This is a genomic window from Leifsonia sp. L25, from assembly GCF_050632895.1.
This window is the reverse complement of record NZ_JBODRZ010000003.1, coordinates 1241262-1265455: the sequence shown is the minus strand read 5'-3', so window position 1 is coordinate 1265455 and position 24194 is coordinate 1241262. Positions and strand designations below refer to the sequence as shown.

General features: G+C 70.9%; 22 protein-coding genes and 1 pseudogene. 14 read left to right on the top strand and 9 right to left on the bottom strand.

Annotated features, from left to right (window positions below; translation table 11 throughout):
- The first annotated feature begins 3 nt into the window (after positions 1 to 3).
- From iolC to ACRAWC_RS10035, 7 genes are all read left to right on the top strand, one after another.
- Positions 4 to 972 carry a 5-dehydro-2-deoxygluconokinase gene (gene iolC, locus ACRAWC_RS10065; protein ID WP_431347592.1) on the top strand — a complete coding sequence of 323 codons (969 nt, stop codon included), beginning with the start codon at positions 4 to 6 and terminating at the stop codon, positions 970 to 972.
- Entirely contained in the window at positions 959 to 1879 is a 921-nt protein-coding gene (locus ACRAWC_RS10060; protein WP_431347591.1) for a class I fructose-bisphosphate aldolase, read from the top strand. The genes iolC and ACRAWC_RS10060 overlap by 14 nt, the downstream gene beginning before the upstream one ends.
- Before the next feature lie 43 nt (positions 1880 to 1922).
- Entirely contained in the window at positions 1923 to 3506 is a 1584-nt protein-coding gene (locus ACRAWC_RS10055; protein ID WP_431347590.1) for a CoA-acylating methylmalonate-semialdehyde dehydrogenase, read from the top strand.
- A gap of 10 nt (positions 3507 to 3516) precedes the next feature.
- On the top strand, positions 3517 to 4485 hold the full coding sequence (iolB, locus tag ACRAWC_RS10050) for a 5-deoxy-glucuronate isomerase (RefSeq protein ID WP_431347589.1): 969 nt from the start codon (positions 3517 to 3519) through the stop codon (positions 4483 to 4485).
- Positions 4482 to 6410, top strand: coding sequence for a 3D-(3,5/4)-trihydroxycyclohexane-1,2-dione acylhydrolase (decyclizing) (gene iolD, locus ACRAWC_RS10045; protein WP_431347588.1), 1929 nt, complete (start codon positions 4482 to 4484; stop codon positions 6408 to 6410). Before iolB ends, iolD begins: the two co-directional genes overlap by 4 nt.
- A 40-nt stretch (positions 6411 to 6450) precedes the next feature.
- Complete coding sequence (locus tag ACRAWC_RS10040; protein WP_431347587.1) at positions 6451 to 7395, top strand: sugar phosphate isomerase/epimerase family protein; 945 nt, start codon at positions 6451 to 6453, stop codon at positions 7393 to 7395.
- 69 nt (positions 7396 to 7464) lie between these two features.
- Positions 7465 to 8490, top strand: coding sequence for a Gfo/Idh/MocA family protein (locus ACRAWC_RS10035; protein WP_431347586.1), 1026 nt, complete (start codon positions 7465 to 7467; stop codon positions 8488 to 8490).
- A 76-nt stretch (positions 8491 to 8566) separates the two neighbouring features.
- Here ACRAWC_RS10035 and ACRAWC_RS10030 read toward each other — a convergent pair whose 3' ends face one another.
- Positions 8567 to 9325 carry a GntR family transcriptional regulator gene (locus ACRAWC_RS10030; RefSeq protein ID WP_431347585.1) on the bottom strand — a complete coding sequence of 253 codons (759 nt, stop codon included), beginning with the start codon at positions 9323 to 9325 and terminating at the stop codon, positions 8567 to 8569.
- Positions 9326 to 9408: 83 nt separating this feature from the next.
- Entirely contained in the window at positions 9409 to 10038 is a 630-nt protein-coding gene (locus tag ACRAWC_RS10025; protein WP_431347584.1) for a LysE family translocator, read from the bottom strand.
- 31 nt (positions 10039 to 10069) lie between these two features.
- Here ACRAWC_RS10025 and ACRAWC_RS10020 point away from each other — a divergent pair, with 31 nt between their 5' ends.
- Positions 10070 to 10732: a class I SAM-dependent methyltransferase gene (locus tag ACRAWC_RS10020; protein ID WP_431347583.1), complete on the top strand. Its 663-nt coding sequence runs from the start codon at positions 10070 to 10072 to the stop codon at positions 10730 to 10732.
- Positions 10733 to 10814: 82 nt separating this feature from the next.
- Here the strand turns inward: ACRAWC_RS10020 and ACRAWC_RS10015 are convergent, their stop codons facing one another.
- Positions 10815 to 11477, bottom strand: a complete 663-nt coding sequence (locus ACRAWC_RS10015) for a TetR/AcrR family transcriptional regulator (RefSeq protein ID WP_431347582.1) — start codon at positions 11475 to 11477, stop codon at positions 10815 to 10817.
- A gap of 136 nt (positions 11478 to 11613) precedes the next feature.
- On the opposite strand from ACRAWC_RS10015, the gene ACRAWC_RS10010 reads away from it, so the two are divergent.
- Together ACRAWC_RS10010 and ACRAWC_RS10005 are read left to right on the top strand one after the other, a co-directional pair.
- Complete coding sequence (locus tag ACRAWC_RS10010) at positions 11614 to 13272, top strand: MDR family MFS transporter (RefSeq protein WP_431349414.1); 1659 nt, start codon at positions 11614 to 11616, stop codon at positions 13270 to 13272.
- A gap of 11 nt (positions 13273 to 13283) precedes the next feature.
- Positions 13284 to 13625: pseudogene (locus ACRAWC_RS10005) on the top strand (MarR family winged helix-turn-helix transcriptional regulator); the annotation flags it as partial.
- 262 nt (positions 13626 to 13887) lie between these two features.
- Here ACRAWC_RS10005 and ACRAWC_RS10000 read toward each other — a convergent pair.
- The 4 genes from ACRAWC_RS10000 to ACRAWC_RS09985 are packed head-to-tail and all read right to left on the bottom strand — an operon-like array spanning position 13888 to position 16339.
- Entirely contained in the window at positions 13888 to 14160 is a 273-nt protein-coding gene (locus ACRAWC_RS10000) for a sensor histidine kinase (protein ID WP_431347581.1), read from the bottom strand.
- The gene (locus ACRAWC_RS09995) at positions 14157 to 14882 is read right to left on the bottom strand and encodes a histidine kinase dimerization/phospho-acceptor domain-containing protein (RefSeq protein WP_431347580.1); all 726 of its coding nucleotides are present in this window, start codon (positions 14880 to 14882) and stop codon (positions 14157 to 14159) included. The genes ACRAWC_RS10000 and ACRAWC_RS09995 overlap by 4 nt, the downstream gene beginning before the upstream one ends.
- Positions 14883 to 14892: 10 nt before the next feature.
- The gene (locus ACRAWC_RS09990; protein WP_431347579.1) at positions 14893 to 15558 is read right to left on the bottom strand and encodes a response regulator transcription factor; all 666 of its coding nucleotides are present in this window, start codon (positions 15556 to 15558) and stop codon (positions 14893 to 14895) included.
- Between the two features lie 28 nt (positions 15559 to 15586).
- Positions 15587 to 16339: a phosphatase PAP2 family protein gene (locus ACRAWC_RS09985; protein ID WP_431347578.1), complete on the bottom strand. Its 753-nt coding sequence runs from the start codon at positions 16337 to 16339 to the stop codon at positions 15587 to 15589.
- A 119-nt stretch (positions 16340 to 16458) separates the two neighbouring features.
- On the opposite strand from ACRAWC_RS09985, the gene ACRAWC_RS09980 reads away from it, so the two are divergent.
- The 3 genes from ACRAWC_RS09980 (at position 16459) to ACRAWC_RS09970 (ending at position 19410) form a co-directional block, all read left to right on the top strand.
- Positions 16459 to 17256, top strand: a complete 798-nt coding sequence (locus ACRAWC_RS09980) for a COG4705 family protein (protein ID WP_431347577.1) — start codon at positions 16459 to 16461, stop codon at positions 17254 to 17256.
- 143 nt (positions 17257 to 17399) lie between these two features.
- The gene (locus ACRAWC_RS09975) at positions 17400 to 18515 is read left to right on the top strand and encodes an endo-1,4-beta-xylanase (RefSeq protein ID WP_431347576.1); all 1116 of its coding nucleotides are present in this window, start codon (positions 17400 to 17402) and stop codon (positions 18513 to 18515) included.
- 286 nt (positions 18516 to 18801) lie between these two features.
- Positions 18802 to 19410, top strand: coding sequence for a hypothetical protein (locus ACRAWC_RS09970; RefSeq protein WP_431347575.1), 609 nt, complete (start codon positions 18802 to 18804; stop codon positions 19408 to 19410).
- Positions 19411 to 19434: 24 nt separating this feature from the next.
- On the opposite strand, the gene ACRAWC_RS09965 is transcribed toward ACRAWC_RS09970, so the two are convergent.
- The gene (locus ACRAWC_RS09965) at positions 19435 to 20832 is read right to left on the bottom strand and encodes an APC family permease (RefSeq protein ID WP_431347574.1); all 1398 of its coding nucleotides are present in this window, start codon (positions 20830 to 20832) and stop codon (positions 19435 to 19437) included.
- A 179-nt stretch (positions 20833 to 21011) separates the two neighbouring features.
- Positions 21012 to 22019 carry a PHP domain-containing protein gene (locus ACRAWC_RS09960; RefSeq protein ID WP_431347573.1) on the bottom strand — a complete coding sequence of 336 codons (1008 nt, stop codon included), beginning with the start codon at positions 22017 to 22019 and terminating at the stop codon, positions 21012 to 21014.
- Positions 22020 to 22182: 163 nt separating this feature from the next.
- Here ACRAWC_RS09960 and acs point away from each other — a divergent pair, with 163 nt between their 5' ends.
- Positions 22183 to 24162 carry an acetate--CoA ligase gene (gene acs, locus ACRAWC_RS09955; protein WP_431347572.1) on the top strand — a complete coding sequence of 660 codons (1980 nt, stop codon included), beginning with the start codon at positions 22183 to 22185 and terminating at the stop codon, positions 24160 to 24162.
- Positions 24163 to 24194: the final 32 nt, after the last annotated feature.

Here is a 24194-nt window from a genome sequence, read left to right as displayed (position 1 = left end):
GACATGGCAGAGCAGAGGGAGCCCTTCGACCTGATCACCATCGGGCGCATCGGGGTCGACATCTACCCGCTGCAAGACGGGGTGGGCCTGGAGGACGTCGAGACCTTCGGCAAGTTCCTCGGCGGCAGCGCGACCAACGTGTCGATCGCCGCCGCCCGCCACGGCCTGCACTCGGCCGTCGTCACCGCCACCGGCGACGACCCGTTCGGCCGCTACGCCCACCGCGAGCTGCGCCGGCTCGGCGTGGACGACCGGTTCGTCGGCACCGTCGGCACCCTCAAGACGCCGGTGACCTTCTGCGAGATCTTCCCGCCGGACGACTTCCCGCTGTACTTCTACCGCGACCCGCTCGCGCCGGATCTCGCCATCACGGCGAAGGACCTCGACCTCGACGCGATCAGCCGGGCGCGCATCTACTGGTCGACAGTGACGGGGCTCTCCCGCGACCCGAGCCGCACCGCGCACCATGTGGCGTGGGAGGCGCGGGGCCGCCGGCCGCTCACCGTCCTCGACCTCGACTACCGGCCGATGTTCTGGCCGAGCGGGGCGACGGCGACCGCCGAGGTGGAGCGCGCGCTCGGCCACGTCACGGTCGCCGTCGGCAACCGCGAGGAGTGCGAGATCGCGGTGGGCGAGACCGAGCCGATGCGCGCCGCCGACGCCCTCCTCGAGCGCGGCGTCGAGCTGGCCGTCGTCAAGCAGGGTCCGCGCGGTGTGCTCGCCAAGACGCGCGAAGAGACGGTGGAGGTGCCGCCCTACTTCGTGGAGGTCGTCAACGGCCTCGGCGCCGGCGACGGCTTCGGCGGCGCGCTCTGCTACGGCCTGCTGCAGGACTGGCCGCTCGAGCGGGTCATCCGCTTCGCCAACATCGCCGGAGCCATCGTCGCCACGCGCCGCGAGTGCTCCACCGCCATGCCGACGACCGCCGAGGTCGAATCGGTGCTGAAGGAGCTCCAGAATGTGCCCAGCTGACCTGATCGCCGGCCCCGCTCCGATCCTCGACGCGGCGGCCTTCGAGCGCCTCCGTGGCCGCCGGCACACCAGCCCTGACGATGTCGCCACCGTGCTCTCCGCCCGTACCCGCCGCCCGCTGGTCCGCGACGACGGCCGTCTCTTCATCGTCGCCGCCGACCACCCCGCGCGCGGCGCCCTCGGCGTCGGCGACGACCCGATCGCGATGGCCGACCGGTACGACCTGCTCCAGCGGCTCGCGCTCGCGCTGTCGCGTCCGGGGGTCGACGGCGTGCTCGGCACCCCCGACATCATCGAAGACCTGGCGCTGCTCGGCGCCCTCGACGACAAGATCGCCGTGGGCTCGATGAACCGCGGCGGCCTCCGTGGGGCCGTCTTCGAGATGGACGACCGCTACACCGGCTACGACGTCGACGCGATGGTGCGCGACGGCGTGGATGCGGCCAAGCTGCTCGTCCGCGTCAACCTGGAGGACGCCGGAACGGCGCGCACGTTGGAAGCGACCGCGAACGCGGTCACCGCGGCGGCCCGGGCGCGGCTCCCGATCCTCCTCGAGCCGTTCATGAGCCGGTCGAACGACGGCCGCGTCGTGAACGACCTCACCACGAACGCGGTCATCCAGTCGGTGGCCATCGCCGCGGGCCTCGGCGCCTCGTCTGCGTACACCTGGCTCAAGCTGCCGGTCGTCCCCGAGATGGAGCGCGTCATGGCGGCGACGACCCTGCCCACGCTTCTGCTCGGCGGCGACACCGACGCCGCGCCGGAGGAGACCTTCGCGTCGTGGGAGGCCGCGCTGGCGCTCCCGGGCGTGCACGGGCTCGTCGTCGGGCGTACCCTCCTCTATCCGAAGGACGGGGATGTCGGCCACGCGGTCGACATCGCCGCCTCCCTCGTCCACGGCCGCTGATCCGGCCCGCTCACCGCACGCAGTACCGCGAAGGAACACGATCATGACCAGCACCGACGCCACCACCGACACCACCACCACCACCGCCGCCGTCGCCGCGGGCGAGCTGCCGACGATCCCGCACTGGATCGACGGGGCCGAGCGGCCCTCCGCGAGCGGTCGCACCGCTCCGGTCTTCAACCCGGCCCTCGGCGTGGCGACGTCGAACGTCGCCCTGGCCGATCAGGCCGAGATCGACGAGGCGATCGCTTCGGCGCAGCGCGGCTTCGAGGTGTGGGGGCAGTACTCGATCGCCAAGCGGCAGTCGGTGCTCTTCGCGTTCCGCGAGCTGCTGAACGCACGCAAGGGCGAGCTGGCGTCGATCATCACGGCCGAGCACGGCAAGGTGCTCTCCGACGCGATGGGTGAGATCCTGCGCGGTCAGGAGGTCGTGGAGCTGGCGACCGGGTTCCCGCACCTCATCAAGGGCGCGTACTCCGAGAACGCCTCGACCGGCATCGACGTGTACTCGCTCAAGCAGCCGCTCGGCGTCGTGGGCATCATCTCGCCGTTCAACTTCCCGGCGATGGTGCCGATGTGGTTCTTCCCCGTTGCGATCGCGGCCGGCAACGCCGTGGTCCTCAAGCCGAGCGAGAAGGACCCGTCTGCGGCCCTCTGGCTGGCGCGGCTGTGGAAGGAGGCCGGCCTCCCGGACGGCGTGTTCACCGTGCTGCAGGGCGACAAGCTCGCCGTCGACGGCCTGCTGAACAGCCCGGTCGTCCAGTCCATCTCATTCGTCGGCTCGACCCCGATCGCGGAGTACATCTACGAGACGGCGTCCAAGAACGGCAAGCGCGTCCAGGCGCTCGGCGGTGCGAAGAACCACATGCTGGTGCTGCCCGACGCCGACCTCGACCTGGTCGCCGACCAGGCGGTCAACGCCGGGTACGGCGCGGCGGGGGAGCGCTGCATGGCCGTCTCGGTCGTGCTCGCGGTCGAGCCCGTCGCGGACGACCTCATCGAAAAGATCACCGAGCGCATCGGGCGGCTCCGCATCGGCAACGGCGCGGGCGACGGCCAGGGCGAACCCGACATGGGGCCGCTGATCACCGGTGTGCACCGCGACAAGGTGTCCGGCTACGTCGACATCGCCGAGGCCGACGGTGCGGACATCGTGGTCGACGGCCGCGGCTTCACGGTCGAGGGGCATGAGGACGGTTTCTTCTTCGGCCCGACCCTGATCGACAACATCCCGACGACCTCCGCCGCCTACCGCGAGGAGATCTTCGGGCCGGTGCTGTCCGTGGTGCGGGTGCAGACCTTCCAGGAGGGCCTGGACCTGATCAACTCGGGGCAGTTCGGCAACGGCACCGCGATCTTCACCAACGACGGCGGGGCGGCCCGGCGCTTCCAGAACGAGGTGCAGGTCGGCATGATCGGCATTAACGTGCCGATCCCCGTCCCGGTCGCGTACCACTCGTTCGGCGGCTGGAAGGCCTCCCTGTTCGGCGATGCCAAGGCGTACGGCGTGCACGGCTTCGACTTCTTCACCCGGGAGAAGGCGATCACCAGCCGCTGGCTCGACCCGGCGACGCGGCACCATGCGGACAACCGCGGCATCAACCTCGGCTTCCCGCAGAACAGCTGAGGACCCGGGCATGGCAGAGCAGAACGAATGGTTCTTCCCGCGCGGCGCGCTCAGCGACCGCTGGTGGGAGTCCGTGGTCGACGACTCGCTCGACGGCTGGCAGCACACCGGTCTCCGCGTCGCCGAACTCGCCGGCAACGCGGTCGAGCTGGAGGCCGGCGACGTCGAGCGCATCGTCGTCCCGCTGGCCGGGTCGTTCGCGGTGGAGCACGAGGGGGAGACGACCCACCTCGCCGGGCGGTCGAGCGTCTTCGACGGACCGACCGACGTGGTCTACGTGGGCGCCGGCAACGCGCTGACGATCAGCGGGTTCGGCCGGGTCGCCGTGGCGGAGGCGCCGACCAGCGTCCGCAAGCCGACGGCCTACATCGGCAGGAGCGAGGTTCCGGTCGAACTGCGCGGGGCCGGCCGGGACACCCGACAGGTGCATAATTTCGGCACTCCGGATGCTCTGGACGCCGCCGCCCTGATCGTCTGCGAGGTCATCACGCCCGCGGGCAACTGGTCGTCGCATCCCGCCCACAAGCACGACGAGGACGTGCCAGGGCACGAGTCCCGGCTGGAGGAGATCTACTACTTCGAGGCCGCTCCCGTCCGCGGCGCCGCGGCGCCGCCCACCGCGGACGCTTTCGGCAGCTTCGCCAGCTACCGCTCGGCGGCCGGCGACATCGAGACCAACGCGCTCGTCCGCACGGGGGACATCGCCCTCGTGCCGTTCGGGTACCACGGTCCCGCGGTCGCGGCTCCGGAGTACGACCTCTACTACCTCAACGTCATGGCGGGCCCAGGCGAGGAGCGCGCCTGGCTGATCAGCGACGACCCGCGCCAGACCTGGCTGCGGAGCACGTGGGAGGGCGCCGAGCAGGACCCGCGCCTCCCGTACGCGACGAGCACGGCGACCACAGTCACCGCCGCGACCGCCCCCGCCGCGACCGCCCCCGCCGCGACCGCCACCGCGAACGAAGGAGCCGCCCGATGACGACCCGCAGGATGACGGTGGCCCAGGCCCTCGTCGAGTTCCTCGCCAACCAGTGGACCGTCGACGGCGACACGCGCGAGCGGACCATCCCCGGCATGCTCGGCATCTTCGGGCACGGCAACGTCGCCGGCCTCGGCCAGGCGCTCAAGCAGGCGAACGTGCAGGACCCGACGCGGATGCCGTACTACCAGGCGCGCAACGAGCAGGCGATGGTCCACCAGGCGGTCGGCTACGCCCGCATCCACCGCCGCCGAGCCACGCTCGCGTCGGCCGCCTCGGTCGGGCCGGGCGCCGCGAACATGATCACCGGCGCCGCGCTCGCGACCGCCAACCGCCTCCCCGCCCTGCTGCTGCCGTCGGACACCTTCGCGACCCGCGTCGCCGACCCGGTGCTGCAGCAGCTGGAGCACCCGCACGACCTCGGCATCCAGGTGACGGACGCGTTCCGGCCGGTGTCGCGGTTCTTCGATCGCGTGCAGCGACCGGAGCAGCTCTTCTCGATCGCGCTCGCGGCGATGCGTGTGCTGACCGACCCGGCCGAGACGGGCGCGGTGACCATCGCGCTGCCGGAGGACGTGCAGGCCGAGGCGCTCGACGTGCCGGAGGAGTTCCTGGCCCCGCGCGAGTGGCACGTCCGCCGTCCGGCCGCTGAGGGCTGGGCGCTCCAGGCCGCGGTCGACGCGATCCGGAGCGCACAGCGCCCGGTGGTCGTCGCCGGCGGCGGCGTCCTCTACTCGGGCGCGGAGGATGTGCTGCGCGCGTTCGTGGAGGTCACAGGCATCCCGGTCGGCACCACTCAGGCCGGCGGCGGGTCGCTGAGCTGGGACCACCCGCAGTACCTCGGCGGCGTCGGTGCGACCGGCACAACCGCCGCCAACCGGATCACGGCGCAGGCCGACCTCGTCCTCGGGGTCGGCACCCGCTACAGCGACTTCACCACGGCCAGCCGTACGGTCTTCCAGAACCCGGACGTGCGGTTCGTGAACCTCAACATCGCGCCTTTCGACGCGTACAAGCACGGTTCGCAGCTCCCGCTGATCGCCGACGCGCGGGAGGGCCTCGCCGCGTTGATCGACGCGCTGGCGGGGTACTCCGTGCACGCCGGCTACGCGACCTGGATCGCTGAGGAGAAGACGGAATGGGACCGGGTGGCCGACCAGGCGCTGGCCCCGGCCGATCCGGACCCGACGGGCCGGCCCCCGCTCATCGGACAGCCGCAGATCGTCGGGGCTGTGCAACGCGCCTCCGACCCGCGCGACGTCGTCGTGCAGGCGGCCGGCTCCCTCCCCGGTGACCTCCACAAGCTGTGGCGGGTGCGTGACCCGCTCGGCTACCACGTCGAGTATGCCTTCTCGTGCATGGGCTACGAGATCGCCGGCGGCCTGGGCGTCAAGCGCGGGCTGGAGGCGGCCGGCGACGACCGCGACGTCATCGTCCTGGTGGGCGACGGCTCCTACCTGATGCTGCACACCGAGCTCGCTACCGCGGTCGCCGAGGGAATCAAGATCGTCGTCGTGCTCATCCAGAATCACGGCTACGCCTCGATCGGCCACCTCTCCGAGACCGTCGGCTCGCAGCGCTACGGCACCCGCTACCGGTACCGCGACGAGGCCGAGCTCAACTTCGAGCGCGGCGACTTCCTCCCCGTCGACCTGGCCGCCAACGCGCGCAGCTTCGGTATCGACGTGATCGAGCTCGCGCCCGGCCCGGACGCCGCCGCCCGGCTGGAGGAGGCCGTGAAGTCGGCCAAGGCGAGCCCGACCGCCACACTGATCCACATCGACTCCGACCCGTTCGTGTACGCACCGGACGGCGAGGGCTGGTGGGACGTCCCGGTTGCGGAGGTCTCCGAGCTGGAGAGCACGCAGACCGCCCGCACCGACTACCTCCGACAGCAGAAGCAGCAGCGGCCCCTGCTCGGCTGAGCGCGCCGCACCGAACCACGACGACCAGCGAAGGACGACGATGACCGACACCGCCACCGACCGCCGCCCTGCAGAGGCCCACACCTCCGGCCTCCGCATCGGCACCGCGCCCGACTCGTGGGGCGTGTGGTTCCCGGACGACCCGCGGCAGACGCCGTGGGACCGCTTCCTGGACGAAGCGCAGGCCGCGGGCTACAACTGGATCGAGCTCGGCCCGTACGGCTACCTCCCGACCGACCCGGCGCAGCTCCTGGACGAGCTCGCGAAGCGCGACCTCCGGATCAGCGGCGGCACCGTCTTCACCGGCTTCCACAAGGGCGCCGACCAGTGGGACCGCGCCGCCGAGCAGGTGGAGAAGGTCGCCGCGCTGACCCGCGCGGTCGGCGGCGAGCACATCGTCGTCATCCCCGACCTCTGGCGTTCGGATGCCACCGGCGAGACGCTGGAGCCGCGCACGCTGACCGACGAGCAGTGGGAGGCGCTGGCCGCCGGCCACGATCGTCTCGGTCGTATGCTGCTGGAGGAATACGGCCTCCGACAGCAGTTCCACTCGCACGCCGACTCCCACGTCGGCACGCACCGCGAGGTGGAGCGCCTCCTCGCGCAGACCGATCCGCGCTACGTGAATCTCTGCCTGGACACCGGCCACTTCGCCTACTACGGCGGCGACAACCTCAGACTCATCAGGGACCACCCGGAGCGCATCGGATATCTGCACCTCAAGCAGATCGACCCGGAGCTGCGCTTCGAGGTGCTCAAGAACGATGTCGCGTTCGCGGACGCCGCCATCGACGTGATGGTCGAGCCGCCCGCCGGCATCCCGGACTTCGCGCCGATCATCGAGGCTGTCGCCGCCATCGACCCGGAGACCTTCGCGATCGTCGAGCAGGACATGCCCGGCATCGACATCGACGTCCCGCTCGGCATCGCCACCCGCACCCGCCAGCACATCTTCGGATGCTCGCCGCTGACCCGCACCCGCTGACACCCTCCGCCCGCTGACACCCTCTGCCCGCTGACACCCTCCGCCACGCACAGAATCGAGCCACACCGTATGACCACCCCCAACCAGGACCTCCGCGTCGGCGTCGTCGGCGCCGGGCAGATGGGCGCCGACCACATCCAGCGCATCACCCGGACGATCAGCGGAGCCACCGTCTCGGCGATCGTGGAGCCGGATGCCGGCCGGGCGGAAGCCGCGGCGGCCGCTGCTCCGGGGGCAGCCGCGTTCGCGAGCGTCCAGGACGCGCTGGAGGCGTCCGCCCTCGACGCCGTCATCATCGCGACGCCCGGCCAGTTCCACGAGCCCGTCCTGGTGCCCGCGCTCGAGGCCGAGCTCCCCATCCTGTGCGAGAAGCCGCTGACGCCGGACAGCGCGTCGTCGCTGCGCATCCTGGAGCTGGAGCAGAAGCTCGACCGCCCGCACATCCAGCTCGGCTTCATGCGGCGCTTCGACGACGAGTACCGCGCACTGCGCGAGCTCATCGTCGGTGGCGACGCGGGGGACCTGCTGATGCTCCGCGGCGTGCACCGCAACCCGTCGGTGCCCGACAGCTACACCCAGTCGATGCTCATCACCGACTCCGTCGTGCACGAGTTCGACGTCATGCCGTGGCTCGCCGGGTCGCCCGTCCGCAGCGTCGAGGTCAAGTACCCGCGGCGCAACGACCGCGCGCCCGAGCGGCTGCGCGAGCCCATCCTGGTGCTCATCGAGCTGGAGAACGGCGTGCTGGTCGACGTGGAGATGAACGTCAGCGTGCAGTTCGGCTACCAGGTCGGCGCCGAAGCGGTCTTCCAGACCGGCGTCGCGCGGATCGGCCAGCCGTCCGGACTGCAGCGGTGGTCCGACGCCGCGTTCTCGATCGCCGAGCACACGACCTTCAAGACCCGGTTCGCCCGCGCGTACGACGCCCAGGTGCAGGCGTGGGTGAACGCGGTCCGCGACGGCTCGCTCATCGCCGGGCCGAACGCGTGGGACGGCTACCTCGTCGCCCTCGCGTGCGAGGCCGGCGTGAGGGCGCTCGACAAGTCCGGCCCCGTCTCCGTCGAGTCGCCCACCCGCCCCGCCTTCTACGCCTGACCCCGAGCGCCGAAGGGCACGTAAACGCCCCTGAACCGCGGTTTTGCGGGCGTTTTCGTGCCCTTCGGCGAGCGGCTCAGCGATCGACGAGGGTCAGCTCGAACGAGTACAGGTCGGGCCGGTACACGTGCCGCCCGAACTCCACGGCCCGGCCGGAGTTGTCGAATGCGGTGCGCGACATGGTCAGCAGGGGTGACCCGCGACGGATCTCCAGGAGACCGGCCTCGTTCGCGTTCGCGGCGCGCGCGCCGATCCGCTGGTTGGCGACCCGTATCGCCACGCCGCGCGCCTTCAGAAGCTGGTAGAGGCCGCGCGACTCCAGGTCTTCCCGCGAGATGTCGATGAAGTCCTCGGGCAGAGTGTTCTCGAGGATCGCCAGCGGCACGCCATCCGCCGACCGCAGCCGGGTGAGCTCCAGCACCGGGTTGCCGACCGGGACACCGAGCTCGCTCGCCGCGGTCTCGTCGGCGATCCCGATCTCGTACGAGATGACGCGGGTCGTCGGCGTCTGCCCGGACTGGCCGAGGTCTTCGTAGAGGCTGGTCAGCTCGACGTTGCGGGTCACCCGGCCGTGCACGACCTGCGTCCCGATGCCGCGGCGGCGGACCAGGAGTCCCTTGTCGACCAGCTCCTGCAACGCACGCCGGATGGTGGGGCGCGAGAGTCCGAGCCGGTGGCCCAGCGAGATCTCGTTCTCGAGCCGCGATCCCGGAGGAACCGTCTCAGAGCGGATCGCGGCCTCCAGCGCCGTCGCGAGCTGGTAGTAGAGCGGCACGGGACTCGACTTGTCGAGGCTGTCGAACAGGTCCACGGGCAGCGGGTACTCGGCTTGCATCCGGGTCCTCCACAAGTCGATCTAAATGTCAGAACAACCGTACACCTTGTGGATGATGTCAGCCTGTCAGGACAGCCGCACCTTCATTCGGTGGCGCTCAGTGCGATCGTCCCGATGCCGAGCGCGGCGAGGATCGCGGCCGAGATGCGCTCGAGCGTCTTCGTCACCGAGGGCCGCTTGAGCCAGAGGACCGCCCGCGACGCAAGCAGCGCCACCACCGTGAGGTAGGCCGCGGCGACGACCGCGTCGATCGCGCCCAGCAGGAGCGTGTTTCCGATCGCGGCGCCGTCGTGCGGCACGAACTGCGGCGCGATGGCGAGGAAGAAGAGGCCGACCTTCGGGTTCATCACAGTGGACAGCACCCCGGCGAGGAAGCCGGAGTGGAGGGCGGTCGTCCGTACCCTCGCCTCCGGGCCCTGGGCGGCGTGACGGCGGCTGGCGACGAGCGCGGCGACGCCGAGGTAGAGGAGGTAGAGGCCGCCGGCGATCTTGACGACGCGGTAGACCTCGGCGGACTGCTCCAGCAGCGCGGCCAGCCCGAGCGCGACGGCGAGCGCCCACAGCATCGAGCCCACGGCAGACCCCGCCGACGCCGCGAGCCCGGCGCCCGGCCGCGCCAGGCTGTAACGCAGCACGAGGAAGGTGTCGGGGCCCGGCGTCACCGCCAGGATCGCGCAGAGGCCCGCGAAGGCGAGGAGGGCGGGGGCTGTCATGCAGCAAGTGTAGGGGGCGTAGGCTCCCGCCATGACGGACGACCTCCTCGCCGCGGTGCGTGCCCGCTTCGACGGCCGGGCCGCGGAGTACGACCGGAGCGAGATGCACCGGGACCTCGCCGCCGCCGTTGCCGCCTTCGCCGACCTCGATGGCGTGCGGGACGTGCTCGACGTGGCCACGGGGACGGGCCTGGTGCTGCGGGCGCTCCACTCGCGTGACCGCGCGCTGCGGCTGACCGGCATCGACCTGTCGGGCGGGATGGTGGAGGTCGCGCGCGCGGCGCTCCTGGGCGCCACGCTGGTCGAGGGCGACGCGACGGTGCTCCCGTTCGAGGATGACGCGTTCGATCTGGTGACGTGCGCGACGGGCGTGCACCTGTTCCCGGACGCCGACGCCGCGATCGCGGAGTGGGTGCGCGTGCTCCGGCCGGGAGGGCGCGTCGTCACCGCGACCTTCGGCGAGGTGGACCTCTCCCAGCACGGCGGGCGTGCGGGCGCTGCCGTGGCCGGCGGCGCCCATGGTGCAGGTCACCAGGGCGCCGAGCCGCCGCCCTACCCCACGCACCACGAGCGGTTCCGCACCCCCGAGCTCCTCGCCGAGGCCGTCGTCCCCGCGGGCCTCGCACTGACCCGGCACGCCTGGTGGACCCACGCCCACGACCGCGTCCTCCTCGCCGAACTCCGCCCAGGGTGAACGGCGGAGGACGCCGCCCCCGCCCGCCACGATCTCCTCCGCTGACCGCGATTCTCGGATCAGGGCGCGCGGATCTCCTCCGCTACCGAGCCGCCAGCCCCGCGAGTGCCCGAGCGATCACCACCGCCCGTGCCGACACCTCGTCCGGCGCCCCGGTCGCCCCGGTCGCCGCCCATTCCCGCACCGCGATCCGCACCGCCCCGATGCACGCCACGACGAGCAGCTCGGCCTGCGCCTCCAGCGGGACCCCGGCGATGGGCGCCTCGCCCGTGGCCCTTTCGATCAGCTCCGCCACCGCCGCGACCACCCCGTTCCTCAGGTCGTCCAGCCTCCGCACCCGCCGCCGGATCAGCCCCGGGTTGCGCGAGGCGATCAGCATGCGTGCCTCCTGCAGCGCCGGGTCGGCCGTCTCGGCGGGGAGCACCCGGAACAGCGTCTGGATGATGGCCGCGACCACGCTGCCGTCGTACGCCTCCTGCAGCCGCGCTGCCACCAGTTCCCGGTCGCCCCACGCCCGGCGGACGCCGAAGAGCGCGTCCTCCTTGCTGTCGAAGTAGTTGAAGAAGGTCCGGTGCGAGACCGGGACGCGCGCGCAGATGTCGTCGACCGTGACGTCATCCAGGTCCCGGTCGAGTACGAGTTCGACGGCGGCGCGCTCGAGGTCGGCGCGGGTCTGCGCCTTCTTGCGCTCGCGCAGCCCGGGCTCAGGCGCCGCCGCTTCGGGAATGGTGGGCAAAGTTTGCATACTCGGAAATTTTACACCAATGCAGATTGTTAGTTGACGATGGTCCACTAATTATATATGGTTGCTTATTGTCAACCAATTGCGAAGGAATCACATGTCCACTGTCACCACGAGGGAGGACGCCCCCGCCTCGGCCATGTCGCACCGGCAGGTGCTCGAGTCCCTGTCCGGGCTGCTGCTCGGCATGTTCGTCTCGATCCTCGCGGGCACGGTCGTGTCGACCTCGCTCCCGCGCATCATCTCCGAACTGGGCGGCAACCAGACCGCATTCACCTGGGTGGTGACGAGCACCCTGCTCGCGACCACGGTCTCCACGCCGATCTGGGGCAAGCTCGCCGACCTGTTCAACCGCAAGATCCTCATCCAATTGGCGCTCGGGCTGTTCGTGCTCGGGTCCGCGCTCGCCGGTTTCTCGCAGAACACCGACATGCTCATCGGCTTCCGCGTGGTGCAGGGCCTCGGCGCCGGCGGTCTGACCGCGCTGAGCCAGATCATCATGGCCGACATCATCAGCCCACGCGACCGCGGCCGGTACATGGGCCTGTTCGGCGGCATCATGGCCGTGGGCACGGTCGGCGGCCCGCTCATCGGGGGCCTCCTCACCGACTCGGTCGGCTGGCGCTGGAACTTCTTCGTCGGCGTGCCCGTCGCGGTCGCCGCGATCATCCTGCTGCAGGTCACCCTCCGGCTCCCGAAGCGCCCGGCCCGCAAGGTCCGAATCGACTACCTCGGCGCGATCTTCCTCGCCGGCGGCATCTCGCTGCTGCTCGTCTGGGTGACCATGGCCGGCTCGCAGTTCGACTGGTGGAGCGCCCAGACGTTCTGGATGGTCGGCGGAGCCCTCGCGCTGCTCGTCGCCACCGTGATCACCGAGCTCGTGGTGACGGAGCCGATCATCCCGCTGGCATTGTTCAAGAACCGCACCTTCACGCTCGCGGTCATCGCCTCCATCTCGGTGGGTGTCGCGATGTTCGGCACGTCGGTGTTCCTCGGCCAGTACATGCAGCTCGCCCGCGGAGCGACCCCGACCGAGTCGGGCCTGCTGACACTTCCCATGATCGTCGGACTGCTGCTGTCGTCGACGATCGTCGGCAACCTGATCAGCCGGTTCGGCAAGTGGAAGGCGTTCATGGTCGCCGGCTCCGTGCTGCTGACGGTCGGCCTCTACCTCATGAGCACCATCGAGTACGACACGAACTACATGCTGGTCTCGCTCTTCATGCTGATCCTCGGCGCGGGCGTCGGCATGGTCATGCAGAACCTGGTGCTCATCGTGCAGAACACGGTGCGCCCCGAGCAGCTCGGGGCCGCGAGCTCGAACGTGGCGTTCTTCCGCAGCCTCGGCGGCACGATCGGCGTCTCGGTGATGGGCAGCCTCCTCGGCACGAAGGTCACCGGCCTGATGGCCGACCGGCAGCACGACCTCCAGGTCGCCATCGCGAAGCTCGGCCAGAAGGGCTTGGAGGTCGCGCAGTCGCTGCAGAGCGGCACGCTCCCCGAGGTCGGCGCGCTGCCGGTCGGCGTCCGGACCATCATCGAGGCGGTCTACGGCCAGGCGGTGGCGGACATCTTCCTGGTGGCCGTGCCGCTGGCGATCGTGACGATCGTCGCGATCCTCCTGCTGCCGAACACGAAGCTCGGCACGAAGACGGCGCTCCAGCAGCTGGACGAGAAGACGACCGCGGCGGCTCCGGAGTCGGCTGCCGAGAAGGCCGAGGAGACGGTCGTGGAGGTCGCCGAGGCGTTGATCGGGGCGCCGGCGACCGCGTCGATCGGCACTCAGGAACGACGCTGACGGGACCCGTTATGATCGCGGCCATGAACAACACGGAGCGGGCGGCGCTGGACCACGGCGTCGCCCGTTCCGGGTCGGCGCCGGCCGACCCGGCGGACGCGGCGATCGCATCCGTCGAGGAGCAGTTCACCATCCTCTTCAACCGGGTGAGCGCCGGGATGCGCGAGCGGTCCGCGCGCGTGCACCCCGACCTCCAGCCGGTCGGGTTCAAGCTGCTGAACACGCTGGTGCGGACCGGCCCCGTGCACGCGGGCGCGCTCGCCGGCGAACTCGCGACCGACAAGAGCGTCGTCAGCCGACAGGTGCGCATCCTGGAGGAGCTCGGCTTCGTGGAGCGCCGGGCCGACCCCGCCGACCGCCGCGCGAGCTTCCTGGTCGCGACACCCGCCGCGATCGAGCGCGTCAACGAGGCACGAGCCGCCGACCAGGCCCAGCTCTACCGCAGCCTCCGCCAGTGGGGCGCCGACGACGTCGGCCGCCTCGCCGAGCTCCTCGCCCGCCTGAACGCCACCACCCCCTCCACTAGCCGAGCAGCTATCTCTTCCTCACTTTCTCCCGCAACACGCCGGGCGGGAGCGGGAGAAAGTGAGGAAGAGATGGCTGGGTGCGTCGGGGTCAGCGGGCGGGAAGGCGCAACTCGAGGGCGGTGCCGTCGGGGCCGGTGGAGGCCACGCGGACCTCGCCGCCGTGCCGCACCGCGACCTCCCGCACGAGCGCGAGCCCGATCCCGAAGCCCGAGCGCGAGCGGCCGGTGGCCGTCGGCGCGCTGGGCGCGGCGCGCGCGAACCGGTCGAAGATCCGGGCCGGGTCGATGCCCTGGATGCCGGGCCCCTGGTCCGCCACGGTCAGGTACGCCGAGCGCCCCTCCCGCCGGATCGTCGCGGTCACCACACCGCCGGCGGGGAGTGGGAGACGGCGTTGTCGAGCAGCGCCGTCGCGCAGCGCTGCAGCGTCGTCGCCGGGACCTCGCTCGCGACCTCGTCCCGCACCTGCAGCCGCACCGTCACCCCGGCCTGCTCCGCGAGCACCCCGAGCGAGTCGACCGCCCGGCGCACCGGCTCGGCCAGCGGCACGGGCCCGTCTGACGCCGCAGCCCCCTCCCGCTCGGGGTCCGCGGCGAGGAGCAGGTCGTTCACGACCTCGATCAGCGTCCGCGTGTCGTCGCGCAGCTCGGCCACCGTCGCCGTCGACGGGTCGCCGTCCGGGAGCCCGCGCTGCAGCACCTGGAGGCGCGCGTCCAGCACCGCGAGCGGCGTGCGCAGTTCGTGGCTGGCGTCCGCGACGAAGTCCCGCTGCCGGCGGAGCGCCTCCCCGAGCGGCCGTACGGCGCGACGGGTGACCACGACCGCGAGCACGCCGGCGACGATCACCGCCAGCACGCCCACCACGACGAACGCGATCATCGCGTCCACGGTGTCGATGTAGATCTTGTGCTCGCCGGGGCGCAGGGCCTCCTGAAGCTCCTTCGGCTGAAGCTGGTAGAGCACGAAGAAGAAAGCCACCCCGATCGCCGCCACGACCAGCGCGCCGGACGCGATCGTGAGCTGGAGGCCGACCGTGCGGGAGGCGCGGCGGACCTCCCGGAAGTCCGAGTCGGCGCGCCTGGTCACGGGTGCCGCCTCACAACTGCCCCAGCCGGTAGCCCTCGCCGCGCACGGTCGCGATGATCTCCGGGTCGGTCTTCCGCCGCAGGTAGTGCACGTAGGTGTCCACGGTGCCGGGCTGCTCGTCCGCCTCGAACACGGCCTCCAGGATGTGCGCGCGCGAGAACGTCCGCAGCGGGCTCTCCGCCAGCAGGCGCAGGAGGTCGGACTCCCGCTCGGTGAGTTGGATGCGGCCCTCGTAGGGCGAGTAGATGCTGCGGCTCTCCGGGTAGAACCGCCACGCGCCGACCGGCAGTTCCCTGCCCTCGCCGCTGAAGGTGCGGGTCAGCGCCCGCAGTCGGGCGAGCAGCTCGTCGAACTCGAACGGCTTGACGAGGTAGTCGTTCGCCCCGGCGTCGAGGCCTTCGACGCGGTCCCGGAGGGCGCCGAGCGCGGTGAGCATGATGATCGGGGCGACGACGCGGCCGTCGCGCAGCTTGCCGACGAGGGTCACGCCGTCGATGCCGGGCAGCCGGCGGTCGACCACCATCGCGTCGTACCGTTCGCGGAGTCCGGTGGCCAGGCCGGCCTCCCCGTCGACGACGCGCGTGACGTCGTAGGCCTCTGACAGCACCTGTTCGATCAGCGGTCCGAGGCGCGGGTCGTCTTCGACCAGCAGCACGCGCAGTCGGGTGGCCTCCATGTCGTTCAACTTAGCGCGGTCGCTCAACTCAGCGCGGCCGCCGCGGTTCGCGGCCGTGGGCGGGGTCGAGCCCCGGACCGATGAGCGGGAACCGCTCGAGCCGTGGCGCGATCAGCCGCAGCACGCCGAGCACGAGGAGGACCGCCGCCGTCGCGTAGACGAGCGACGCCAGAACATCCGTGGGGTTGTGCACGCCGAGGTAGACGCGCGAGAACGCGGTGACCAGCGGCGCGGCGATCGCGAACGCCTGCAGCGGGCGCCGCAGCCGGCCTCGACCGAACACGATCAGCAGCGCGAGGGCGAGCGCCACCGCGAAGCTGGTGTGCCCGCTCGGGAAGCTGAACCCGGTGTCGGTGAGGACGTGGTGCGGCAGGTCGGCGGACAGCGGGCGGGGACGCCGCACGACGTCCTTGACGGCGGTGCTGCCGAGCCACGGGAGGAGGGCGAGCGCCGCGAAGGCGACCGCCGGCCCGAGCCTGCGCCGGGCGATCCAGGTCGCGGCCGAGATCAGCCCGACGATCGCGAGCGCCGCCACCGGCGAGAACAGGACGGAGTCGGTCAGCGTCACGGCGTCGAGGAACGGGGTGCGGGCCCCCTCGATGGCGCGGATGACGCCGAGGTCCCACGCGGTGATCGCGGGGGAGGCCACGATCGCGAGACCGGCGAGCACCACCAGCAGGAGGACGACGAACGGGAGCACGATGCCGCGGGCCGTGGCGGCGGGAGACGCGGCGGTCGGCACGTCGTCTCCGATCGGGCGGCGGGGCGTGGTGGCGGTCATGGGTGCCTCCTTCGACCATCCAGCCTGCGCGCCGCCTCCCCAGAAGCCGCTAAGGATTCCCGGCGCCCCTGCCTGTGGCCTCTCAGCGCCTGTGGCCTCTCAGAGGATTCTGGGAGGCGATGCGGAATGCTGTCGGGATGCTCCGCAACAAGGTCCCCGCTGTCACTGCGCTGTTCTGGGTCACCAAGCTGCTGACCACCGCGATGGGGGAGACGACCTCCGACTTCCTGGTCAAGAACTACGACCCGGTCATCGCGGTCATCGCGGCGTTCGTGGTGTTCGCCGCCGCCCTGGTGCTGCAGTTCGCCGTGCGCCGGTACATCCCGTGGGTGTATTGGCTGACCGTGTTGATGGTGGCTGTGTTCGGCACGATGGTCGCCGATGTCCTGCACATCGTCATCGGCATCCCGTACCTGGTGTCGACGGTCTTCTTCGCGGTCGTCCTGGCCGTCGTGTTCGTGGTCTGGTTCCGCACGCAGCGGACGCTGTCGGTGCACCACATCGACACCCGCACCCGGGAGTTCTTCTACTGGTGCGCGGTGCTCGCGACGTTCGCGCTCGGCACCGCGGTCGGCGACCTGACCGCCACGACCTTCGGCCTCGGCTACCTGGTGTCCGGGATCCTGTTCGGCGTGCTGTTCGCGATCCCGGGCGTCGCGTACCGCTGGTGGGGGTTCGGCGCGACCGCAGCCTTCTGGACCTCATATGTTCTGACCCGGCCTTTCGGTGCCTCGATCTCGGACTACCTGGCCGTCTCCCACGCGGGCGGCGGTATGAACCTCGGCACCGGGCCGGTCAGCCTGGTGCTGTTCGCCGCGATCGTCGTGTGCGTCGTGGTGATGAGTGTCCGCCGCCCCGGCGGCCCCGGAGCAGCGGCGGCCGAGGGACGCGTCAGCGCGTCCATCCCGGCCGACTAGGCGTCGCGAGCCCGTGTCCCCTGTCTGCGGGTGAAATAGGTTTTCCAAAACCCTATTTGTCCATTGACACAACATATCGATCCCGCGAAACTTCCCTGCGGACGCTCAAAGCCCGGGCGCCCAGCCGTACGAAGGAGTATCGCGTGACAATTCGAGGTCGATTGGTGATCGCCGGCGCCGCCCTGCTCGGGGCGAGCGCACTGTTCGTCAGCCAGGGCGCCGCAGTGGCGTCACCCCCCGGGAGCACAGCGCCCCCATCGCCGTCCCAGCCCGCGTCCCTGCGCAATCTCGCCGCGCAGAGCGGGCTGCGTATCGGAACCGCCGTCAACATGGATGCGCTGGCGAGCGACGCGGCCTACAAGGCCATCGCGGCGAGCCAGTTCTCGACAGTGAGTCCCGAGAACGTCATGAAGTGGGACGCCGTCGAGTCCGCGCAGGGCAGCTACAACTGGGCCCCCGCCGACCAGCTCGTCGCGTTCGCCCAGCAGAACGGCCAGCTCGTGCGCGGCCACACGCTGGTCTGGCACAACCAGCTGCCCGCGTGGCTCTCCCAGGAGCTGCCGTCGATGTCGTCCGCGGATGTCCGGGCGCTGCTGAAGAAGCACATCACCGACGAGGTCACCCACTTCAAGGGCGAGATCTGGCAGTGGGATGTCGTCAACGAGGCGTTCAACGACGACGGCACGCTGCGCGACTCGATCTGGCTGCAGAAGCTCGGGCCGGACTACATCGCGGATGCTTTCCGGTGGGCGCACGCCGCGGATCCGAAGGCGCTGCTGTTCTACAACGACTACAACATCGAGTACACGGGCCCGAAGAGCAACGCGGTCTACGGCTTCGCGCAGAAGCTGAAGGCGCAGGGCGTGCCGATCGACGGCGTCGGCTTCCAGACCCACCTGGACACCCAGTACGGCCTGCCTGACCTGCAGAACAACCTGCAGCGGTTCTCCGACCTCGGCCTGAAGGTCGCGGAGACCGAGGTGGACGTGCGCACCACGCTCCCCGTGACCGCGGTGGAGCAGAACGCCCAGGTGGCCGGCTACACGAGCACACTGCAGGCGTGCCTCGCGGTCCGGAGCTGCCTCTCCTACACGGTGTGGGGGTTCGGCGACGCGTACTCGTGGGTGCCGAACACGTTCCCGGGCGAGGGCGCGGCGGACATCTACGACGCGAACCTCCAGCCGAAGGCCGAGTACACGGCGCTCCAGCAGACGCTGGCGCTCGCCGTGGCGCCGCCGGCACGAGGCGACCGGCACTAGCAGGCCGGCGGGAGGTCTCCGGGGCGCGCTCCCTGGAGATCTCCCGGGTTCCCTTTAAGCGAGCCGCTGGTACCCTCGATCGGGTATGACGCCCGCGGAACCCCCACGCATGCGCGGCCGCCGCTCGGCAGGCCGTCGCGCCGCCGTACCCCCGGCGAGGCCGCCCCGCGCCCGGACGGTGTCCCGGCCCGCGCCGGCAGCGGCCCGGAACACATCCGCACCCCGCCGACGCCGCCGTCGTCCGCTGCAGCTTCCGCTCCATCACCGCCTGGGCGTCTCGCTGGCCGTGATCGCGCTGGTCTGCGGCTTCTCGATCGTGCCGACGGACGCCGCGCTCGCCGCCACCGTGATCGGCCCGGAGGCCACGACGCTGGCTCCCGGAGCTCCCGCCTCGGACGCCGTGCAGCACCTCCTGGTGGACGCCACGATCGGCGCCCCCGTCGTGAATCGCGACACCCTCGGTGCGACGGACAGCATCGAGAGCCTCGCCCGCATCGGCACGAACGAGTCGTGGGCCGAGCTGGTGCTGATGTTCGGGGGCTGGCAGACGACCAAGGCCAACGTGGACTTCATGCTGCGCTGGATGCGCCAGGAGAACGGACCGCCGGACTGGTGGAACCGTAACAATCCTCTCAACAACGGCTACGGCTCCGGAGGCGGTGCCGGCTTCGGCAGCTACCCCGATCTGGTGACGGCCGCGAAGTACTGCGCAGAGAACCTCCAGCGCGGCTACCCCGCCGTCGTCGCCGGACTCACCGCGGGTACGAGTGCAGATGTGACGGCGGCCGCGATCTGGGCCTCCCCGTGGGCGAGCAGCCACTACGGCTACGGCTCGCACTGGAGCACGAGCCCCGTCCCGATCGTGACGGCCCCCGCCTCCGCGTGGGGCAACTGAACCCAGCGCCTCGGCGGTGACTCGCTAGCGGGCGACCTCCGACGGCGCGCCCTCGCGGGTGATGATCGCGGCGTCGCCGTCCTGGTCGAGCTTCACGCCGAGACGCTTGCGGAACGTGCGCGTCAGCACCAGCAGTGTGACGATCCCGATGGCCAGCCAGATCAGGCCGTAGGTGAGCGCGTCGAAGTGGAGGTTGGCCCACAGCACGCCCGTCAGCACCATCCCGATCCCCGGCAGCACGATGTTGCGCACGATCTGCTTCGCGCCGTGCACCTGCCGTTTGCGGATCGCGAAGTGGATGATGACCGTCGCGTTCACCATCGTGAAGGCGATGAGCGCGCCGAAGTTGATCATCGACGACACGAACTCCAGAGTGAACGCCGCCGCCAGCAGCGACACGGCGCCGACCAGCAGCACGGCCACCGCGGGCGTGCGGAACTTCGGGTGGACGAACGACAGCGTCCGCGAGATGCGGCCGTTGCCGTTGCGTGCCATCACGTAGATCATTCGCGAGACGCTGGCATGCGAGGCGAGGCTGGAGGCGACGGCCGCCGCGACCGCGGCCGAGATGAACAGGATCTGGAACAACAGGCCGCCGGTCTTGAGCGCGATCTCCGGCAGCGTGTCGTCGGTGAAGTGGAAGCCGGCCAGGGTCGGGAAGCGCGACTGAGCGAACCATGCGGCGACGAAGAAGATCGCGCCGCCGATCATCAGGGCCAGCACGATCGCCTTGGGCACCGTGCGGGTGTCCTTGGCCTCCTCGGTGTACATCGTGATCGCGTCGAAGCCGATGAACGAGAAGCAGACGACGGTCGCGCCCCCGATGACGGCGCCGAGGTGCACACCTTGGTGGAGCAGCGGAGCGAGGCTGAACGCCGTCCCGTTGCCGGCTCCCGCGTTCAGCGCGGCCCAGGTCAGCGCCACGAACACCGCGATCAGCACGATCTGGAACGCCACCAGGACGCCGTTGACCTTGGAAGTGGACGACATGCTGAACAGGTTCATCGCCGTGATCGCGGCGACGTAGCCGACCACCCAGATCCAGCCGGGCACCTGTGGGAAGAACGACTCCAGGTAGAGCCGTACGATGAGCGCGTTCACCAGAGGGAGCAGCAGGTAGTCGAGCAGCGACGACCAGCCGACGAGGAAGCCGACGTTCGGGTGGATGGTCTCCGACGCGTACGTGTACGCCGATCCCGCCGAGGGGAAGATCCGCGTCATCCGGCCGTAGCTCACCGCGGTGAACACCATCGCCACGAGCGCGAAGAGGTACGCGGCGGGGACGACGCCGTTGGTTTCGCCGGTCACGATCCCGAATGTGTCGAACACAGTCATCGGGGTCATGTAGCCGAGGCCGAGGCCGACGATCGCCCAGAGGCCGAGGGACCGGCGCAGTGCGGTGGGTGCGGGGTTGGTGGACACGCGAGCTCCTTCGCTGCAGTCGGGGACGTGCCATAGTAAGCCCAGTCCGCAACGAAATCCGAATCAAACGCGACGGATCGCATACCTGAATCGGCAAGTTCGCCACTGAATACGTGGTGATTTGAGGTTTTGAGTGTCGATTTCGATAGTCGGCGTAATCGCCCGAATCCGTCGCTGAGCTACTTCGCCAGCCACTCCCGCAGCCGCGGCGGCGGCCAGGTCGTCACGATGCGCTCCGCCGGAACGCCGTTCGCCGCCGCCCGCGCCGCGCCGTAGGCGAGGAAGTCGAGCTGCCCCGGCGCGTGCGCATCGGTGTCGATCGAGAGCAGGCAGCCGGCATCCAGCGCTCGCTGGATGAGCTCGTCCGGCGGGTCCTGCCGCTCGGGCCGCGAGTTGATCTCGACCGCGACCCCGTTCTCCGCGCACGCCGCGAACACTGCGTCGGCGTCGAACTCGCTCGGCGGCCGGGTGCCGCGCGACCCCTGGACCAGCCGCCCGGTGCAGTGGCCCAGCACGTTCGTGTGCGGGGCGCGGATGCCGCCGAGCATCCGCGTGGTCATCGTGCGGCTGTCCGCCCGGAGCTTGGAGTGGACGCTCGCGACCACCACATCCAGCCGGTCGAGGAGGGCGGGCGTCTGGTCGAGTGTGCCGTCCTCCAAAATGTCGACCTCGATGCCGGTCAGGAGGGCGACGCTGCCGGTGTCGAGGCCGGCGATGATAGCGAGCTGCTCCTCCAGCCGCTCGGCGCTCAGGCCGCTCGCCACCGTGAGCGTGGGGGAGTGGTCGGTGATCGCCTGGTACTCGCGGCCCAGCGTCGCCGCGGCCGCGGCCATGACGTCGATCGGCACGGTGCCGTCGGACCACTCGGTGTGGCTGTGCAGGTCGCCTCGCAACTGGGCCCGCAGCTCCGCGCCGCCCGAGTCGAGCGGCGCCGCGTTGCGCTCGCGCAGGTCGCCCAGGTAGGAGGGGACTTCCCCGGCGACGGCCTGCGAGATGACCTGGAAGGTGCGGTCGCCGATCCCCTTCGTGCGCTTGAGCCGCCCGTCCGCGACGCGCGCCGCGACCTCGTCCGTGCCGAGCGGCGCGATGATCGCGGCCGCCTTCCGGAATGCCTGGACTTTGAAGGACGGAGCGAGCTCGCGCTCCAGCCAGAAGGCGATCTCGTTCAACGCTGCGACCGGTTCCATGCCCACATGCTCCCACCCCGATGCCCGCCCCAGCAGCCATCGCTTCCTCACTTTCTCCCGCAACACGCCGAGGAGGAGCGGGAGAAAGTGAGGAAGCGATGGCTGGTTACGGGGGTTACGGGTGGAAGGGAGAGGTCCGGGGCGGGGTCGCTAGCGTCGGAGGGTGAGCGGTGCGATCGAGAACCTGGGGCGCGAGTCCCGCGTGTACGAGCCGAGCGCCGAGTTCGCGGCGCAGGCGAACGTCGGGCCGGAGGTGTTCGCGGAGGCCGGCGCCGATCCGGTCGCGTTCTGGGAGCGGCAGGCCGCCCGCCTCGACTGGGCGGAGCCCTGGCACACCGCCCACACCTGGGAGGCCGCCACGCCGGGCCCGGACGGCGAGCTCAGCGTTCCGCGCGCCGAGTGGTTCGCCGGCGGGAGGCTCAACGCCGCCGTCAATTGCGTCGACCGGCACGTCGCCGCCGGGGCCGGCGACCGCGTCGCGCTGCACTTCGAGGGCGAGCCGGGCGACCGCGAGACCGTCAGCTACGCCGACCTCCAGCGCCGAGTCGCCCAGGCCGCCAACGCCCTCACCGCCCTCGGCGTGGGGAAGGGCGACCGCGTCGTCGTCTACCTGCCGGTGCTGGTGGAGACCGTCGTCGTCACCCTCGCGATCGCCCGCGTCGGCGCCATCCACTCGCTCGTCTTCGGCGGGTTCTCCGCGGAGGCGTTGCGGTTCCGGCTGGAGGACACCGGGGCGAAACTGCTGGTGACCTCCGACGGCCAGTTCCGTCGCGGCGTCGCCGTGCCGGTGAAGGCCCAGGCCGACGCAGCGGTCGCGGGCGTGGACTCGGTCGAGCGCGTGCTCGTGGTGCGCCGCACGGGCGAGCTCACCCCCGATATCCCGTGGACGGCCGGCCGCGACGTGTGGTGGCACGACGTCGTCGACACCGCCCCGGACGTCCACGAGCCCGAGTCCTTCGACGCCGAGACTCCGCTCTTCATCATCTACACCTCGGGAACCACCGGTCGGCCGAAGGGCGTCGTCCACACCACCGGCGGCTATCTCACGCAGGCGTCGTGGAGCCATTGGGCGCTCTTCGACGCGAAGGTCTCCGATGTCTACTGGTGCACCGCCGACCTCGCTTGGGTGACCGCGCACACCTACGTGCTGTACGGCCCGCTGTCCAACGGCGCGACCTCCGTCATCTACGAGGGCACGCCGAAGACGCCCAGCAGCGGCCGGCACTTCGAGATCATCGAGCGCTACGGCGTGACGACGTACTACACGGCGCCCACGCTCATCCGCACCTTCATGAGCTGGTTCCCGGAGGGGCTTGCCGCAGCCGGCGACTGGGACCTCTCCAGCGTGCGGCTGCTCGGCACCGTGGGGGAGGCCATCAACCCGGAGGTCTGGGTCTGGTTCCGGGAGCAGCTCGGCGCCGGGCGCGCGCCCGTGGTCGACACCTGGTGGCAGTCCGAGTCCGGAGCGGCCATCGTCGCCCCGCTGCCCGGCGTCACCGCGCTGAAGCCCGGCTCGGCGACGCTCGCCGTGCCCGGCGTGACGGTGCGGGTCGTGGACGAGCACGGGGAGGACGTGCCGCGCGGCTCCGGCGGCTCCATCGTGATCGACGGCACCTGGCCGGCGATGTCGCGGACCGTCTGGGGCGACCCGGGGCGTTACCGCGACTCGTACTGGCGTGCCTTCGCCGAGCGCGGCTATTTCCTGGCCGGCGACGGCGCGGCCGTGGACGACGACGGCTACCTGTGGCTGCTCGGGAGGCTGGACGACGTGATCAACGTCTCCGGCCACCGCCTGTCGACCATCGAGATCGAGTCGGCGCTGGTCGCCCATCCGTCCGTGGCGGAGGCCGCCGTGGTCGGCGTCGGTGACGCGACGACCGGGCAGGCGGTCGCGGCGTTCGTCATCCCGGCCGGGGCGCTGGACGCCTCCGGCCTGCGAGACCAGGTCGCCCGCGCGATCGGCGCGATCGCGAAGCCGCGCCATGTCGTGGTGGTCGAGGACCTCCCGAAGACCCGCTCCGGCAAGATCATGCGGCGGTTGCTGGTCGACCTCTTCGACGGGCGCCCGCTGGGGGACACGACCTCCCTGCAGGACGAGACGGTGCCCGGGCGGATCGCGGAGGTGCTGGCGGCCCGTCGGTGAATCCGGAGGTCACTGCGATCCGGTCGGATCTC